This window comes from Labrys miyagiensis (assembly GCF_030160835.1).
GTDB classification, from domain to species: Bacteria; Pseudomonadota; Alphaproteobacteria; order Rhizobiales; family Labraceae; genus Labrys; species Labrys miyagiensis.
This window is the reverse complement of record NZ_BSPC01000005.1, coordinates 352,132-365,135: the sequence shown is the minus strand read 5'-3', so window position 1 is coordinate 365,135 and position 13,004 is coordinate 352,132. Positions and strand designations below refer to the sequence as shown.

Here is a 13,004-nt window from a genome sequence, read left to right as displayed (position 1 = left end):
ATTCACGCAACACCTTGCGATTGCATGATTGTGATTGCGATGGAGATAGTAAAGTAGGTTTTATCGACTTTAGCGTTCACTAAACCCGGGCAATTATCTGGACACCTGCGGAAAGCCTCATTACCAAATTGTAACCTGGCAAAGTTTTTTTGCTGGGGGGAAACACATCCCGGGGTGGCGCGATCTTAGCAAGATCGACGCCATTCGATAACGCAAAACGAAAAAGGGAAGAATCCATAATGGCAGACGTAGGTTTGATGACCCGAAAACCCGTGGCCGATATCATCGCCGAAGGCGGTGAGGGCGGCGGGCACACCCTCAGCAAGACGCTCGGCCCCTGGAGCATCACCGCGCTCGGCATCGGCTGCATCATCGGCGCCGGCATCTTCGTCCTTACAGGCACCGCGGCGGCAAAATATGCCGGCCCGAGCATCATGCTCTCCTTCGTCGTGGGCGGCATCGCCTGCGCCTTCGTCGGCCTGTGCTATGCCGAACTGGCGGCCCTCCTGCCGGTTTCGGGCAGCACCTATACCTACACCTATGCCACCCTCGGCGAGATCTTCGCCTGGATCATCGGCTGGGATCTCATCCTCGAATATGCCATGGGCGCCTCCACCGTCGCCGTAGGCTGGTCTGGTTATATCGTTTCCCTGCTTCGAAATTTCCACATAAATATCCCACCGCAATATGCGGCAGCACCCTGGACAGAGGCCAAGCTGCCCGACGGAACCACGGTCGAGGGCATCGTCAACCTGCCGGCCGCCTTCATCGTCCTGCTCCTCACCGCGATGCTGATGGGCGGCACCAAGGAATCGGCGCGCCTCAATAACATCATGGTGGCCATCAAGCTGTTCGTGGTGGCCGCCTTCATCCTGCTCGGCATCGGCTACGTCAATCCGGCCAACTGGCACCCCTTCATTCCCGACAACACGGGTGAATTCGGCTCCTTTGGCCTGACCGGCATCATGCGCGGCGCCTCGGTGGTGTTCTTCGCCTTCATCGGCTTCGATGCCGTTTCCACCGCCGCCCAGGAAGCCAAGAATCCGCAGACCGACATGCCCATCGGCATCCTCGGTTCGCTGGTGATCTGCACCATTCTTTATGTTGCCGTCGCCGGCGTAATGACGGGCCTAGTGCCCTATGCCCAGCTCAACGTGCCCGACCCGATCGCCAAGGCCGTCGATGTCATCGGCCTGACCTGGTTCTCCGTGCTGATCAAGTTTGGCGCCCTCGCCGGCCTCACCACCGTGATCCTGGTGCTGCTCTATGGCCAGAGCCGCATCTTCTTCCAGATTGCCAAGGATGGGCTGCTGCCGCGCATGTTCTCCGACGTGCATCCCTCGCTCGGCACGCCTTATAAGAGCCAGCTCCTGATCGGCATCATTGTTGCGGTCGTGGCCGCGCTGACGCCGATCGACGTGCTCGGCGAAATGGTCTCGATCGGCACGCTCTTCGCCTTCGTGCTGGTCTGCGGCGCGGTGATCTATCTGCGCAAGAGCGACGCCGAAGTCGCCCGCCCCTTCCGCACCCCTGCTGTGCCGGTGGTGCCGATCCTGGGCATCGTCTTCTCGCTCTTGCTGATGGCCTTCCTGCCGCTGGCCACCTGGATGCGACTGGTGATCTGGCTGATCATCGGCCTTGCTCTCTACTTTGCCTATGGCAGCAGCCATTCGGTGCTGAGGAATGGCCTGAGGGGCCAGAGGCCGCTCAAGTAAGATCATTCAGCAAGGTGTGGCAGAAACCGGTATTGTTTCTGTCCGTTCTGCTCTAAACAAACGCGCCGGATCGGGCTCCCTGATCCGGCGCAATTGTTGAGCCTCCCATGTTCCTCTCCGTCATCACCACGCATCGCCCCGCCACCGATCTAGGCTTCCTCCTGATGAAGCACCCGGACCGGGTGCATGAATTCGAGCTGTCCTTCGGCAAGGCCAGCGTGTTCTTCCCGCAGGCGGACGAGGCCTGCTGCGAGGCGGTGCTGGCACTCGACATCGATCCGGTGGGTCTGGTGCGCGGGCGCGGCGCCGGCGACGGGCTGCTCGACCACTATGTCAACGACCGGCCCTATGCCGCCTCCTCCTTCCTGTCGGTGGCGCTGAACCGTGCCTTCCGCTCCGCAATGGCCGGCTCCTCGCGCGAGCGCGCCGAACTCGCGGCGACTCCGATCCCGCTGGCGATCCGCCTGACGCCGCTGCCGGTGCGCGGCGGCGAGGCGCTGGTGCGTGAACTGTTCGAGCCGCTCGGCTGGACGGTTGAGCTCGACTTCATTCCCGCCGCCAACGGGCCCTCGCGCTATGCCGACCTGAAGCTCTCGGGCACGCTCACTCTCGCCGAGGCATTCAACCATCTCTACGTGCTGATTCCCGTTCTGGACGCGGACAAGCATTACTGGATCGGCGATGACGAGGTCGACAAGCTGGTGGCCAAGGGCGGCGCCTGGCTGCAGAAGCATCCTGCTATCGAGACCATCACCTCGCGCTACCTCAAGCGCCGCCGCGGCCTGGTGCGGGCGGCCCTCGCCAAGCTCGCGCCCGAGGAGATCGAGGCAACGGAAGCGCCCCAGGCGAAGGAAAGCCGCGAGGAGAAGATCGAGGCTCCGCTCCGCCTGCACGACATCCGCCTCGATGCGGTGGCTGACAGGCTCGAGGCCACCGGCGCCACCATCATCGCCGATCTCGGCTGTGGCGAAGGGCGGCTGCTGCAGCGCCTCCTCCGCAAGCGCCAGTTCAAGACCATCATCGGTCTCGATGCCTCCTCGCAATCGTTGCAGCGGGCGCGCGAGAAGCTGAAGCTCGATCTGTCCGGCGGGCCGCCGGAAGGCCGCGTGAAGCTGCTGCACGGCGCCCTCACCTATCGCGACGAGCGCTGGCATACCGCCGAGGCGGTGGCACTGGTGGAGGTGATCGAACATCTCGATCCCGACCGGTTGCCGCACCTTGCCGAGATCGTCTTCGGCGCGGCGCGGCCCCGCACGGTTGTCATCACCACCCCGAATGCCGATTACAACGCCCTGTTCGAAAACCTCAGGGCGGGCGCCTTCCGCCATCCCGACCACCGATTCGAGTGGACGCGCGCGGAAATGCAGGCCTGGGCCACCGGTATCGAGGCGCGCTACGGCTACCGTGCCGAGCATTCCGGCCTTGGCGAGGCCGATCCCCAGCACGGTGCCCCTTCCCAGATGGTGGTGTTCACCCGATGAGACGTCCCGATCCTACCCTCCTCGACATTCCCGATTTCTCGCTGGTGGTGCTGATCGGCGCCACCGGCTCGGGCAAGTCAACCTTCGCCTCGCGCTGGTTCGCGCCGACCGAGATCATCTCTTCGGACCATTGCCGCGGCCTCGTCTGCGACGACGAGAACGACCAGACTATCTCGGGCGATGCCTTCGACCTCGTCAAGGCGATCGCCGAGAAGCGCCTGAAGAATCGCCGCCTTGCGGTGATCGACGCCACCAATGTGCGCGGCTCCGAGCGCAAGGCCTGGATCGAGCTGGCGCGACGCTGGCATGCCCTGCCGGTGGCCATCGTCATCGATCCCGGCCTCGACATCTGCATCGAGCGCAACAAGCTCCGGCCCGACCGGCAGTTCGGACCCGGCGTGCCGCAACGCATGATCAGCGAGATCCGCAAGGGCCAGCGCCATTTGCCGGAGGAGGGTTTCCGCCAGGTCTGGAAGCTCTCGTCACAGGAAGCTGTCGACGCGGCCACCATCATGCGCAAGCCGCTGTGGACCGACAGGCGCGCCGATACCGGTCCCTTCGACATCATCGGCGACGTTCATGGCTGCGCCGATGAGCTGCGCGCGCTGATGGAAAAGCTCGGCTACGGCATAGAGGGCGAAGGCGACGGCATCACGATCACCGCGCCGGAAGGCCGCAAGCTGGTCTTCGTCGGCGATCTCGTCGACCGCGGCCCGAAGACGCCGGAGGTGCTGCGCATCGTCATAGCCGCCTGCGAGGCGGGGATCGCCCTGGTCACCCAGGGCAATCACGACCGCAAGCTCAGCCGCTGGATGGCGGGACGCAAGGTGCAGGTCAATCACGGGCTGCAGGATTCGATCGAGCAGCTTTCGGCCGAACCACCCGCCTTCATGGCCCGGGTCAAGGCCTTCATGGACGATCTGCGCAGCCATTACTGGCTCGACGGCGGGCGGCTTGCCGTCGCCCATGCCGGCCTCAAGGAGGAGATGATCGGCCGCGGCTCGCCGGCCGTCCGCGAATTCGCTCTCTATGGCGAGACCACCGGCGAGACCGACGAGTTCGGCCTGCCCGTCCGGCTCGACTGGGCCAGCGCCTATCGCGGCAAGACCGCCGTCATCTACGGCCACACGCCGGTGCCGGAGGCCGACTGGCTCAACAACACGCTGTGCACCGATACGGGCTGCGTCTTCGGCGGCAAGCTCACCGCCTTGCGTTGGCCAGAGCGCGAGATCGTCTCCGTGCCGGCGCAGGCCGTCCATTGCGAACCGGCGCGCTTGCTGGCAGCCATTGCTGGCGAGGCGAGTGCCCAGTCGGCCGCCGACCACCTCCTCGATTATGCCGACGTCTCCGGCCGGCGCTGGATCGACACGACAATAATGCGCCGCATCGCGGTGGCAGAGGAGAATGCCGCGGCGGCGCTCGAAGTGATGAGCCGCTTCGCCCTGGCGCCGCAATGGCTCGCTTATCTGCCGCCCACCATGTCACCGGTGGAGACCAGCCACGAGAACGGCTGGCTGGAGCGGCCGGAAGAGGCTTTCGCCTTCTATCGCGAGCGCGGCCAGCCTACCCTGGTCCTGGAGGAAAAGCATATGGGCTCGCGTGCTGTTATCGCGCTCTGCCGCGATGACGCAGTGGCGCGGCGGCGCTTCGGCACGGTGGGCCAGGAGACCGGCGCGATCTGGACCCGCACCGGCCGCGCTTTCTTTCCCGAACGCGCCACCACCGAGGCCCTGCTCGAGCGCATCCGCATCGCCGCCGACAAAGCCGGCCTGTGGGAGGAGCTTGCCACCGATTGGCTGATCCTCGATGCCGAGATCATGCCCTGGTCGGCCAAGGCTTCCAGCCTGATCGAGCAGCAATACGAGCCGGTAGGCATTTCGGCGCAGGCAGGCCTCAACGCCGCCCTCGATGCAGCCGAGCGCCTTGTCGCCCGCGGCGTCGAGGCGCCTGGCCTGCGCGACCGTCTCGCCACCCGAGCCGGCAAGGCGGCGCGCTATGCCAGGGCCTGGGCGCCCTATGTCTGGCCGGTCGGCGGCATCGACGACCTCAGGGTGGCGCCTTTCCACCTGCTCGCCAGCGAGGGCGCGGTGCATTTCGACAGGGACCATCTCTGGCATCTGGGTCTCGCCCGGCGCCTCGCCGAAACTAGCGAGAAGGCGTTAGCGGCGACCACCATGCGCACGCTCGACCTCGCAGACGAGCACGCCTGCCGCGACGCTGTCGCCTGGTGGGAGAAGCTGACGGCCGGGGGCGGCGAGGGCATGGTCGTGAAGCCGCTCGCCTTCGCCCCGCGCGGCGAACGCGGCCTGATCCAGCCGGCGTTGAAGGTTCGGGGCTCGGAATATCTGCGCATCATCTACGGCCCGGAATACGATCTGCCTGAGAACCTTATCCGCCTGCGCTCCCGCGGCCTCGGCGGCAAGCGCTCGCTGGCCCTGCGGGAATTCGCACTCGGCCACGAGGCCCTCACCCGCTTCGTCGCCCGAGCCCCGCTGCGCAAGGTGCATGAATGCGTCTTCGCGGTGCTGGCGCTGGAGAGCGAGCCCATCGATCCGAGATTGTGACTTGGAGCGGCGGCCTTCCAGCCGGCTCGGAAACGATACGCCCGAAAACAAGACCTGATGTCTTGATTGTATCTCATTTGAGATATATCTTCGGCTCGCTATACAAGCTCGTTTCCTCCTGAAAGGCATCGACATGACCGCTCACAGCAGAATGGTCCATGTACGCGTGGACGACGAAATCCGGAATAAGGCGGCAACGGCGCTGGAGGCAGTTGGCCTGTCTTTGTCCGACGGTGTCAGGCTCTTCCTGCATCGTGTCGTTGTCGAGAATGGCTATCCCCTGGAGCTCAAGCTGCCCAGCGCGGAAACTCGTCTTGCCATCGAGGAGGCAGACAAGCTCTTGAAGGAAGGTGCAGCGCGGTCGATGACGCCGGAAGGGGTATTCAATGAGCTCGACGACGTCGAAAAGACCGCCGGCAAGTAAGCGGGCGGCTCTGCCACGGCGCAATGTCTGCACCAAGGTTTTCCAGAAGGATTGGCAGGCTCTGTCACGATCCGGCCGATATGACATGAACCGGCTCAAGGAAGCGATGATGCTGCTGATCGCCAGTGACGCGCCGCTACCGGCGGAATGGAAGGATCATGCTCTGAACGGAGCCGAGTGGAAAGGCTGCCGGGAGTGTCACATCGGCGGGGACTTCCTGCTCGTCTACAAGCTGGGTGACGACAACGACATTGCCTTCGTGCGGGCGGGAACCCATTCAGAGCTGTTTGGGCGGTAGGCGACTGGCCGAGGTGCTTTGCTTTGCACCGCCGAAGTTCAAGAGCCGGCAGGATGCCGGCGGTCCCAGGAAGAAGCCGGTGCTCCCAGCTACGCCCCGAAGATGGACCAGCCCATCCTTCGCGTCAGGATCTCCAGCGCGATCCGCCCTAGATGCGAATTGCCGGAAGCGTCGAGCCCCGGGGACCACACCGCGATCGAGGCCTTGCCCGGGGCGATGGCCAGGATGCCGCCGCCCACCCCGCTCTTGCCGGGCAGGCCGACGCGATAGGCGAATTCGCCCGAGCCGTCATAATGGCCGCACATCAGCATGAGGGCATTGATGCGCCGGGCGCGCTCGGGCTGCACCACCCGATGACCGGTGGTGGGGTTGCGGCCATATTGGGCAAGGAACCGGCCCGCCATGGCGAGCTGCCGGCAGGACATGGCGATGGCGCAATGGTGGAAATAGACGCCGAGCGTGTATTCGACCGGATTGTCGAGCACCCCGAAGGCCTTCATGTAGTTGGCCAGTGCATTGTTGCGATAGCCCGTGCGCTGCTCGGAGGCGGCCACCGCCTCGTCGATGATGATGGTGGGATCGTCAGCCAGGAACTGCATGAAGCGCAGGATCTCGCCCAGCACCTCGCGCGGCTGGTGTCCGGAGAGGATGAGGTCGGTGATGGCGATGGCGCCGGCATTGATGAAGGGGTTGCGCGGGATGCCGCGCTCGTTCTCGAGCTGCACGATCGAGTTGAAGGGGCTGCCGGAAGGCTCACGCCCGACGCGCCGCCAGAGACGGTCGCCGGCCTTGCCGAGCGCCAGGGTCAGCGTGAAGACCTTGGAAATGGACTGAATCGAGAAGGGCATGTCGCCATCGCCGCCGACATGGGCATTGCCCTCGGCATCGATGACGGCGATGCCGAAATGCTTCGGGTCGACGCGGGCAAGCTCGGGAATATAGGTCGCGACATCGCCGCGGTCGGGACGCGCGGCCATCTCCTCGGCGATCTCTTTCACGACTTGGTCAAGCTGGGGCAAGGCGAGGTCTCGGGTGAAGATGAGGCTACTATGCAAGAGGGATGCCGGGGCCGGCTGCTTAGGCGGGGCGTGGGCCTGTGTCCAGGGCTTTCCTGGGAGCGCGGACGTCCCGTCCGCTCTTGGAAACGAATTGCCCTGGGATTAAGGAAGAGCGGACGGGACGTCCGCGCTCCCGGGAATTGACTCTCTCGCCCTTTTCCCCTATTCCCCGCCCGTTCTTACATCGGTAAGGCACCCAACCCGCCGACCATTCCTGGAGGATGGAGGCCAACGTCCGTCAGCGCGATGCGCCCACGGGCGTGTTTTGCGTTGTGTGCCTTGTTGTTGCCAAGAGCGGCTCCGATATCAGCATCGTAGCCACAAAAGGATATGTGAATGTTCGATGGCCTCTCCGCGCGTCTTTCCGACGTGCTCGACAAGCTCACACGCCGCGGCGCTCTCAGCGAGAGCGACGTCGGCGAGGCGATGCGCGAGATCCGCCGTGCGCTGATCGAGGCGGACGTGGCGCTCGATGTGGTGCGCTCCTTCACCGACAAGGTGCGCGCCCGCGCTGTCGGTGCGGACGTGCTGAAGTCGGTTACCCCTGGCCAGATGGTCGTCAAGATCGTCAACGACGTGCTGATCGAGACGCTCGGCGGCGAGGGCCAGGCCATCGACCTGCAGGCCGTGCCGCCGGTACCGATCTTGATGGTCGGCCTGCAGGGCTCGGGCAAGACCACCACCACCGCCAAGATCGCCAAGCGCCTCACCGACAAGCTCGGCAAGAAGGTACTGCTGGCCTCCCTCGACACCCGCCGCCCGGCCGCCATGGAGCAGCTCGCGGTGCTCGGCCAGCAGGTCGGCGTCTCCGTGCTGCCCATCGTCGCCGGCCAGAGCGCCGTGCAGATCGCCAAGCGTGCCATGGATGCCGGCCGTTTTGGCGGCTATGACGTGGTGATGCTCGACACCGCCGGCCGCACCACGGTCGACGAAGCGCTGATGGCCGAAGCCGCCGAGGTCAAGGCCGTCACCGACCCACATGAAGTGCTGCTGGTCGCCGACGCCCTCACCGGCCAGGACGCGGTCAACACTGCCCGCGCCTTCGACAACCGCCTCGGCATCACCGGCATCGTGTTGACCCGCCTCGACGGCGACGGCCGCGGCGGTGCGGCTCTTTCGATGCGCGCCGTCACCGGCAAGCCGATCAAACTGGTCGGCACGGGCGAAAAGGTCGATGCGCTCGATGATTTCCATCCCGCCCGCATCGCCAACCGCATCCTCGGCATGGGCGACATCGTCTCGCTGGTCGAGAAGGCGGCCGAGACCATCGACGCCGAGAAGGCCGCCAAGATCGCGGCCAAGATGCAGAAGGGCCACTTCGATCTGGAGGACCTGCGCGATCAGCTCATCCAGATGGAGAAGATCGGCGGCATGTCCGGCGTGCTCGGCATGCTGCCGGGCATGGGCAAGATGAAGGAGCAGCTCGCCAGCGCCAACATCGACGAGAAGGTGTTCAAGCGCCAGCGCGCCATCATCGACTCGATGACGCCCGCAGAGCGCCGCAAGCCCGAGATCCTCAAGGCCTCGCGCAAGCGCCGCATCGCCGCCGGCTCCGGCACCACGCCTGAACAGATCAACCGCCTCCTGAAGATGCATATGCAGATGGCGGACATGATGAAGAAGATGGGCGGCGCCAAGAAGGGCGCGCTCGGCAAGATGGCTTCGATGTTCGGGCTCGGCGGCGGCATGCCGGCGATGCCGCCCGGCGCGATGGAGGCTCTCTCCAAGGGCCAGATGCCGCCAGGAATGCCCTCTGGCCTGCCGCCCATGCCGAACCTGCCGCCGCAGATGCCGAATTTCGGCGCCGGTGGCCCCAAGCTGCCCGGCCTTCCCGGCCTCGGCGGCGGACCCAAATTGCCGGGCGGCCTGCCGCCGGGCTTCCCCTTCGGCGGCAAGAAGAAATAGCTGCCCGAACCTTTTCACCTCGACAACAAGCAAACTGACAAACGGAGTATCCCATGTCCCTCAAGATCCGCCTCGCCCGCCGCGGCGCCAAGAAGCGTCCGTTCTACGCTGTCGTGGTCACCGATTCGCGTTCCCCGCGCGACGGCCGCTTCATCGAGAAGCTCGGCACCTATGATCCGATGATCGCCAAGGATTCCGGCCAGCCGCGCTGGACCGTCGATCTGGAGTCCGCCAAGGCCTGGATCGCCAAGGGCGCTCAGCCGACTGACCGCGTGCTGCGCCACTTCGCCGACGCCGGCCTGCTGACCCGCGCAGCCCGCAACAACCCGGCCAAGGCCGTTCCCGGCAAGAAGGCGCAGGACCGCGCCGCCGAGAAGGCCAAGAAGGCCGAGGCTGCCGCCGCCGAAGCGGCTGCGTAAGCAAGATAGGGCGCGACTGGCCTCCCCCACGAAGCTGGGGGTATCCGTGACAACTTCGAGTACGAAGTTGTCACTGGGCTTGCGCAGCAAGCTCGGAGGGGGTGTGGCCAGGAGAGGGCGCGTGAAGCGGAATCCCGAGAAGGTAGTTCCCGCGCTCTATCCTGACCACACCCCCTCCGTCACGACTTCGTCGTGCCCAGCGCACACTTCGTGTGCGCGATACCCCCAGCTTCGTGGGGGAGGCTTTCTGTGCCCTCTCTTCAAAGGCCCCTTATGCCCCCAGCCCCGCAAAATCTCGTCCTTCTCGGCGTTTTCGGGGCGGCGCATGGCCTGAAGGGTGAGGTGCGGCTGAAATCCTATACGGAAGAGCCGCTGGCGATCGCCAATTACGGCCCTCTCCTCACCAAGACCGGCCGCAAGATCCACATCACCAGTCTGCGCCAGCAGAAGGACATGCTGGTGGCCCGGATCGAGGGCGTCAACGACCGCACGGCCGCCGAACAGCTCGTCAATCTCCAGCTCTTCACCGCGCGCGAGGCCCTGGGCACGCCCGAGGACGAGGACGAGTTTTTCCACGCCGACCTCATCGGCCTTGCTGCCCGCGACGAACAGGGCGTGCTGATCGGCACCGTCACCGGCATGTTCGATTTCGGCGCCGGCGATATCGTCGAGATTACCCCGGACGGCGGCAAGCCGCTGATGTTGCCCTTCACCAGGGCTATCGTGCCGACGGTCGACATCAAGGCTGGACATATTCTCGTCGTGCTTCCGCAGGAAACAGGGGACGGGGGCGAAGAGGATGGAAAAGATGAGCGCTGATCACGTGTTGAACGAAAGCCAATTTCCTGGTCGTCTTGCGGGCGATTTCGGTGCTCTTTCGGCCATCCCCGTCGCCGGCCTGATCTTCGACATGGACGGCACCCTTGTCGACAACATGCATGTCCACAACGATGCCTGGGAAACCTGGCATCAACGGCACGGCATCCCCTTCAATCGCGAGACCTTCTTCCAGGAGACGGCCGGACGCGCCAATCGGGAAGTGGTGAAATGGGCCAAGCCCGACGCAACGGAGCTGGAGCTCGAGACGCTCGGCCTTGAGAAGGAGGCGATCTACCGCGAGATCTATCGCGGCCAGATGGCGCCGCTGCCCGGCCTCCTGGCGGTGATCGCAGCCTGCGAGGCCCATGGACAGAAGATGTCGGTGGCCACAGCCGCGCCGCCCGAGAACGCCGCGCTGGTGCTCGACGGCCTCGATCTGCGCCGCCATTTCGTCACCGTGGTCTCGCCCTCGATGGGCTATCGCGGCAAGCCCCATCCCGACCTCTTCCTCGCCGCCGCCGAGGCGATGGGGTTGGAGCCCGCCCAGTGCGTGGTGTTCGAGGACGCCCCGCTCGGCATCGAGGCCGCCGCCAATGCCGGCATGCGCGCGGTGGGTGTGACCACCATGCTCGACGCCGCCGCCCTCCAGGCGCCGAATGTCGTGTTTTCGATCCGGGATTTCACGGATGAGCGGCTGAAGGGATTGTTGGGGCCGTGAAAAGCCGTCATCAGTCAAGCCTATGTCTATCGAGAGGCGCGGGCAGCCTCCCCCACGAAGCTGGGGGAGGTGTCGCGACGAAGTCGTGACGGAGGGGGTGTGGTCAGGATAGAGCGCCTGAACCGCAGATCGTGCTTCCCGTGCCTCACTCCGCCCACACCCCCTCCGACCTCACTGCGTTCGGCCACCTCCCCCAGCTTCGTGAGGGAGGCTGCGTCGCGCTCTTTGTCTTCACGGAATTCCCCATGTGGCGCGCCTCGATCCTCACCCTCTATCCTGACATGTTCCCCGGCCCGCTCGGCGTCTCGCTGTCGGGCGAGGCGCTGGCGGCCGGCACCTGGGCGCTGGAGACGCGCAATATCCGCGATTTCGGCCAGGGCCGGCATCGCGCCGTCGACGATACGCCGGCCGGCGGCGGCGCGGGCATGGTGATCCGCGCCGACGTACTCGCCCAAGCTATCGACGCGCTGCCCGACGACGGCCGCCCCCGCCTCCTGATGTCGCCGCGCGGCGCCCCGCTCACCCAGGCCCATGTTCGCGCTCTGGCCGCCGGCGAAGGCGCCGTGATCGTCTGCGGCCGCTTCGAGGGCGTCGACCAGCGCGTGATCGAAGCCAGAGGCCTGCAGGAGGTCTCGATCGGAGATTACGTGCTCTCGGGCGGCGAGCTCGGCGCCATGGTGCTTGTCGACGCCTGCGTGCGCTTGTTGCCCGGCGTGATGGGTGGCCAGACCTCGGCGGACGAGGAGAGCTTCGAGAACGGCCTGCTCGAATACCCGCATTATACCCGCCCCCTCAATTTCGAGGATCGGGAGATCCCGGAGATCCTGCGCTCCGGCCATCACAAGAATATCGCTGCCTGGCGCCGGGCGCAGTCGGAGGCGCTGACGAAAGAGAGGCGGCCGGATCTATGGGAAGAGTTCGTGCGGAAAGGGTCGAAGAAATAAGGCTTTCCGGGTGCACGGGCTTCCTGCCCGTTCTTGAAACGCCGCGCTTGCAGGATGGGAGGAACGGGCAGGATGCCCGTGCACCCGGAAGCGCCGAATTCAATAGACTCGGTCCCCGATTTGGCGTATTGGCTCGCCTCCACTTCAAGTAAGAGCAAGATGCGTCCCTCAGGGTGCGCGCGGAGATCGATCATGAACCTGATTCAGACTATCGAGCAGGAAGAAGTTGCCCGCCTGTCGGCCGGCAAGGATATTCCCGAGTTCCAGCCCGGCGACACGGTCATCGTGAACGTCAAGGTCGTCGAAGGCGAACGCTCGCGCGTTCAGGCCTATGAAGGCGTCTGCATTGCCCGCGATGGCGGTGGCCTGCAGGAAAGCTTCACCGTCCGCAAGATCTCCTATGGCGAAGGTGTCGAGCGCGTGTTCCCGCTCTACTCGCCGATGATCGATTCCATCAAGCTCGTCCGCCGCGGCAAGGTCCGCCGCGCGAAGCTCTATTACCTGCGCGATCGGCGCGGCAAGTCGGCCCGCATCGCCGAGCGCGTCGACTACAAGAAGCCCGAGGGCAAGAAGTAAGCTCGACGTATTTTTTGAGAGTTTCGACGCCGTCCTGGAAACAGGCCGGCGTTTTTGTTCTCCGGGATCGCAGGCATCCCTGC

Annotated in this window: 12 protein-coding genes; 11 read left to right on the top strand and 1 reads right to left on the bottom strand. The window is 65.1% G+C overall.

The window, feature by feature from the left end; all coding sequences use genetic code 11:
• The first annotated feature begins 239 nt into the window (after positions 1-239).
• The 5 genes from QQL24_RS02445 to QQL24_RS02425 all read left to right on the top strand — a co-directional run bounded on the left by QQL24_RS02445 (position 240) and on the right by QQL24_RS02425 (position 6,482).
• Positions 240-1,715: an amino acid permease gene (locus QQL24_RS02445; RefSeq protein ID WP_284310286.1), complete on the top strand. Its 1,476-nt coding sequence runs from the start codon at positions 240-242 to the stop codon at positions 1,713-1,715.
• Positions 1,716-1,822: 107 nt separating this feature from the next.
• The gene (locus tag QQL24_RS02440) at positions 1,823-3,196 is read left to right on the top strand and encodes a 3' terminal RNA ribose 2'-O-methyltransferase Hen1 (protein ID WP_284310285.1); all 1,374 of its coding nucleotides are present in this window, start codon (positions 1,823-1,825) and stop codon (positions 3,194-3,196) included.
• Positions 3,193-5,760 carry a polynucleotide kinase-phosphatase gene (locus tag QQL24_RS02435; RefSeq protein WP_284310284.1) on the top strand — a complete coding sequence of 856 codons (2,568 nt, stop codon included), beginning with the start codon at positions 3,193-3,195 and terminating at the stop codon, positions 5,758-5,760. The genes QQL24_RS02440 and QQL24_RS02435 overlap by 4 nt, the downstream gene beginning before the upstream one ends.
• Before the next feature lie 133 nt (positions 5,761-5,893).
• On the top strand, positions 5,894-6,184 hold the full coding sequence (locus QQL24_RS02430; protein ID WP_284310283.1) for a type II toxin-antitoxin system RelB/DinJ family antitoxin: 291 nt from the start codon (positions 5,894-5,896) through the stop codon (positions 6,182-6,184).
• Positions 6,147-6,482 (top strand): type II toxin-antitoxin system YafQ family toxin, encoded by a 336-nt coding sequence (locus QQL24_RS02425; RefSeq protein WP_284310282.1) that lies wholly within the window; start codon positions 6,147-6,149, stop codon positions 6,480-6,482. The genes QQL24_RS02430 and QQL24_RS02425 overlap by 38 nt, the downstream gene beginning before the upstream one ends.
• A gap of 89 nt (positions 6,483-6,571) precedes the next feature.
• On the opposite strand, the gene QQL24_RS02420 is transcribed toward QQL24_RS02425, so the two are convergent.
• The gene (locus tag QQL24_RS02420; RefSeq protein WP_284310617.1) at positions 6,572-7,501 is read right to left on the bottom strand and encodes a glutaminase; all 930 of its coding nucleotides are present in this window, start codon (positions 7,499-7,501) and stop codon (positions 6,572-6,574) included.
• Positions 7,502-7,876: 375 nt separating this feature from the next.
• On the opposite strand from QQL24_RS02420, the gene ffh reads away from it, so the two are divergent.
• The 6 genes from ffh to rplS all read left to right on the top strand — a co-directional run bounded on the left by ffh (position 7,877) and on the right by rplS (position 12,921).
• Positions 7,877-9,445, top strand: a complete 1,569-nt coding sequence (gene ffh / locus QQL24_RS02415) for a signal recognition particle protein (protein WP_284310281.1) — start codon at positions 7,877-7,879, stop codon at positions 9,443-9,445.
• A 53-nt stretch (positions 9,446-9,498) separates the two neighbouring features.
• Positions 9,499-9,864 carry a 30S ribosomal protein S16 gene (gene rpsP / locus QQL24_RS02410; RefSeq protein WP_284310280.1) on the top strand — a complete coding sequence of 122 codons (366 nt, stop codon included), beginning with the start codon at positions 9,499-9,501 and terminating at the stop codon, positions 9,862-9,864.
• A gap of 273 nt (positions 9,865-10,137) precedes the next feature.
• Positions 10,138-10,683: a ribosome maturation factor RimM gene (rimM, locus tag QQL24_RS02405; protein ID WP_284310279.1), complete on the top strand. Its 546-nt coding sequence runs from the start codon at positions 10,138-10,140 to the stop codon at positions 10,681-10,683.
• Complete coding sequence (locus QQL24_RS02400) at positions 10,673-11,401, top strand: HAD family hydrolase (RefSeq protein WP_284310278.1); 729 nt, start codon at positions 10,673-10,675, stop codon at positions 11,399-11,401. Before rimM ends, QQL24_RS02400 begins: the two co-directional genes overlap by 11 nt.
• Before the next feature lie 245 nt (positions 11,402-11,646).
• Positions 11,647-12,345 (top strand): tRNA (guanosine(37)-N1)-methyltransferase TrmD, encoded by a 699-nt coding sequence (gene trmD, locus QQL24_RS02395; protein WP_284310277.1) that lies wholly within the window; start codon positions 11,647-11,649, stop codon positions 12,343-12,345.
• Positions 12,346-12,537: 192 nt separating this feature from the next.
• Positions 12,538-12,921, top strand: coding sequence for a 50S ribosomal protein L19 (rplS, locus tag QQL24_RS02390; protein WP_284310276.1), 384 nt, complete (start codon positions 12,538-12,540; stop codon positions 12,919-12,921).
• Positions 12,922-13,004 lie beyond the last annotated feature (83 nt).

What these genes read in the sequence shown, in the direction of transcription:
- QQL24_RS02445 (WP_284310286.1), top strand. Translation starts at nt 240, where the DNA reads ATGGCAGACGTAGGTTTGATGACCCGAAAACCCGTGGCCGATATCATC.
- QQL24_RS02440 (WP_284310285.1), top strand. Translation starts at nt 1,823, where the DNA reads ATGTTCCTCTCCGTCATCACCACGCATCGCCCCGCCACCGATCTAGGC.
- QQL24_RS02435 (WP_284310284.1), top strand. Translation starts at nt 3,193, where the DNA reads ATGAGACGTCCCGATCCTACCCTCCTCGACATTCCCGATTTCTCGCTG.
- QQL24_RS02430 (WP_284310283.1), top strand. Translation starts at nt 5,894, where the DNA reads ATGACCGCTCACAGCAGAATGGTCCATGTACGCGTGGACGACGAAATC.
- QQL24_RS02425 (WP_284310282.1), top strand. Translation starts at nt 6,147, where the DNA reads ATGAGCTCGACGACGTCGAAAAGACCGCCGGCAAGTAAGCGGGCGGCT.
- ffh (WP_284310281.1), top strand. Translation starts at nt 7,877, where the DNA reads ATGTTCGATGGCCTCTCCGCGCGTCTTTCCGACGTGCTCGACAAGCTC.
- rpsP (WP_284310280.1), top strand. Translation starts at nt 9,499, where the DNA reads ATGTCCCTCAAGATCCGCCTCGCCCGCCGCGGCGCCAAGAAGCGTCCG.
- rimM (WP_284310279.1), top strand. Translation starts at nt 10,138, where the DNA reads ATGCCCCCAGCCCCGCAAAATCTCGTCCTTCTCGGCGTTTTCGGGGCG.
- QQL24_RS02400 (WP_284310278.1), top strand. Translation starts at nt 10,673, where the DNA reads ATGAGCGCTGATCACGTGTTGAACGAAAGCCAATTTCCTGGTCGTCTT.
- trmD (WP_284310277.1), top strand. Translation starts at nt 11,647, where the DNA reads ATGTGGCGCGCCTCGATCCTCACCCTCTATCCTGACATGTTCCCCGGC.
- rplS (WP_284310276.1), top strand. Translation starts at nt 12,538, where the DNA reads ATGAACCTGATTCAGACTATCGAGCAGGAAGAAGTTGCCCGCCTGTCG.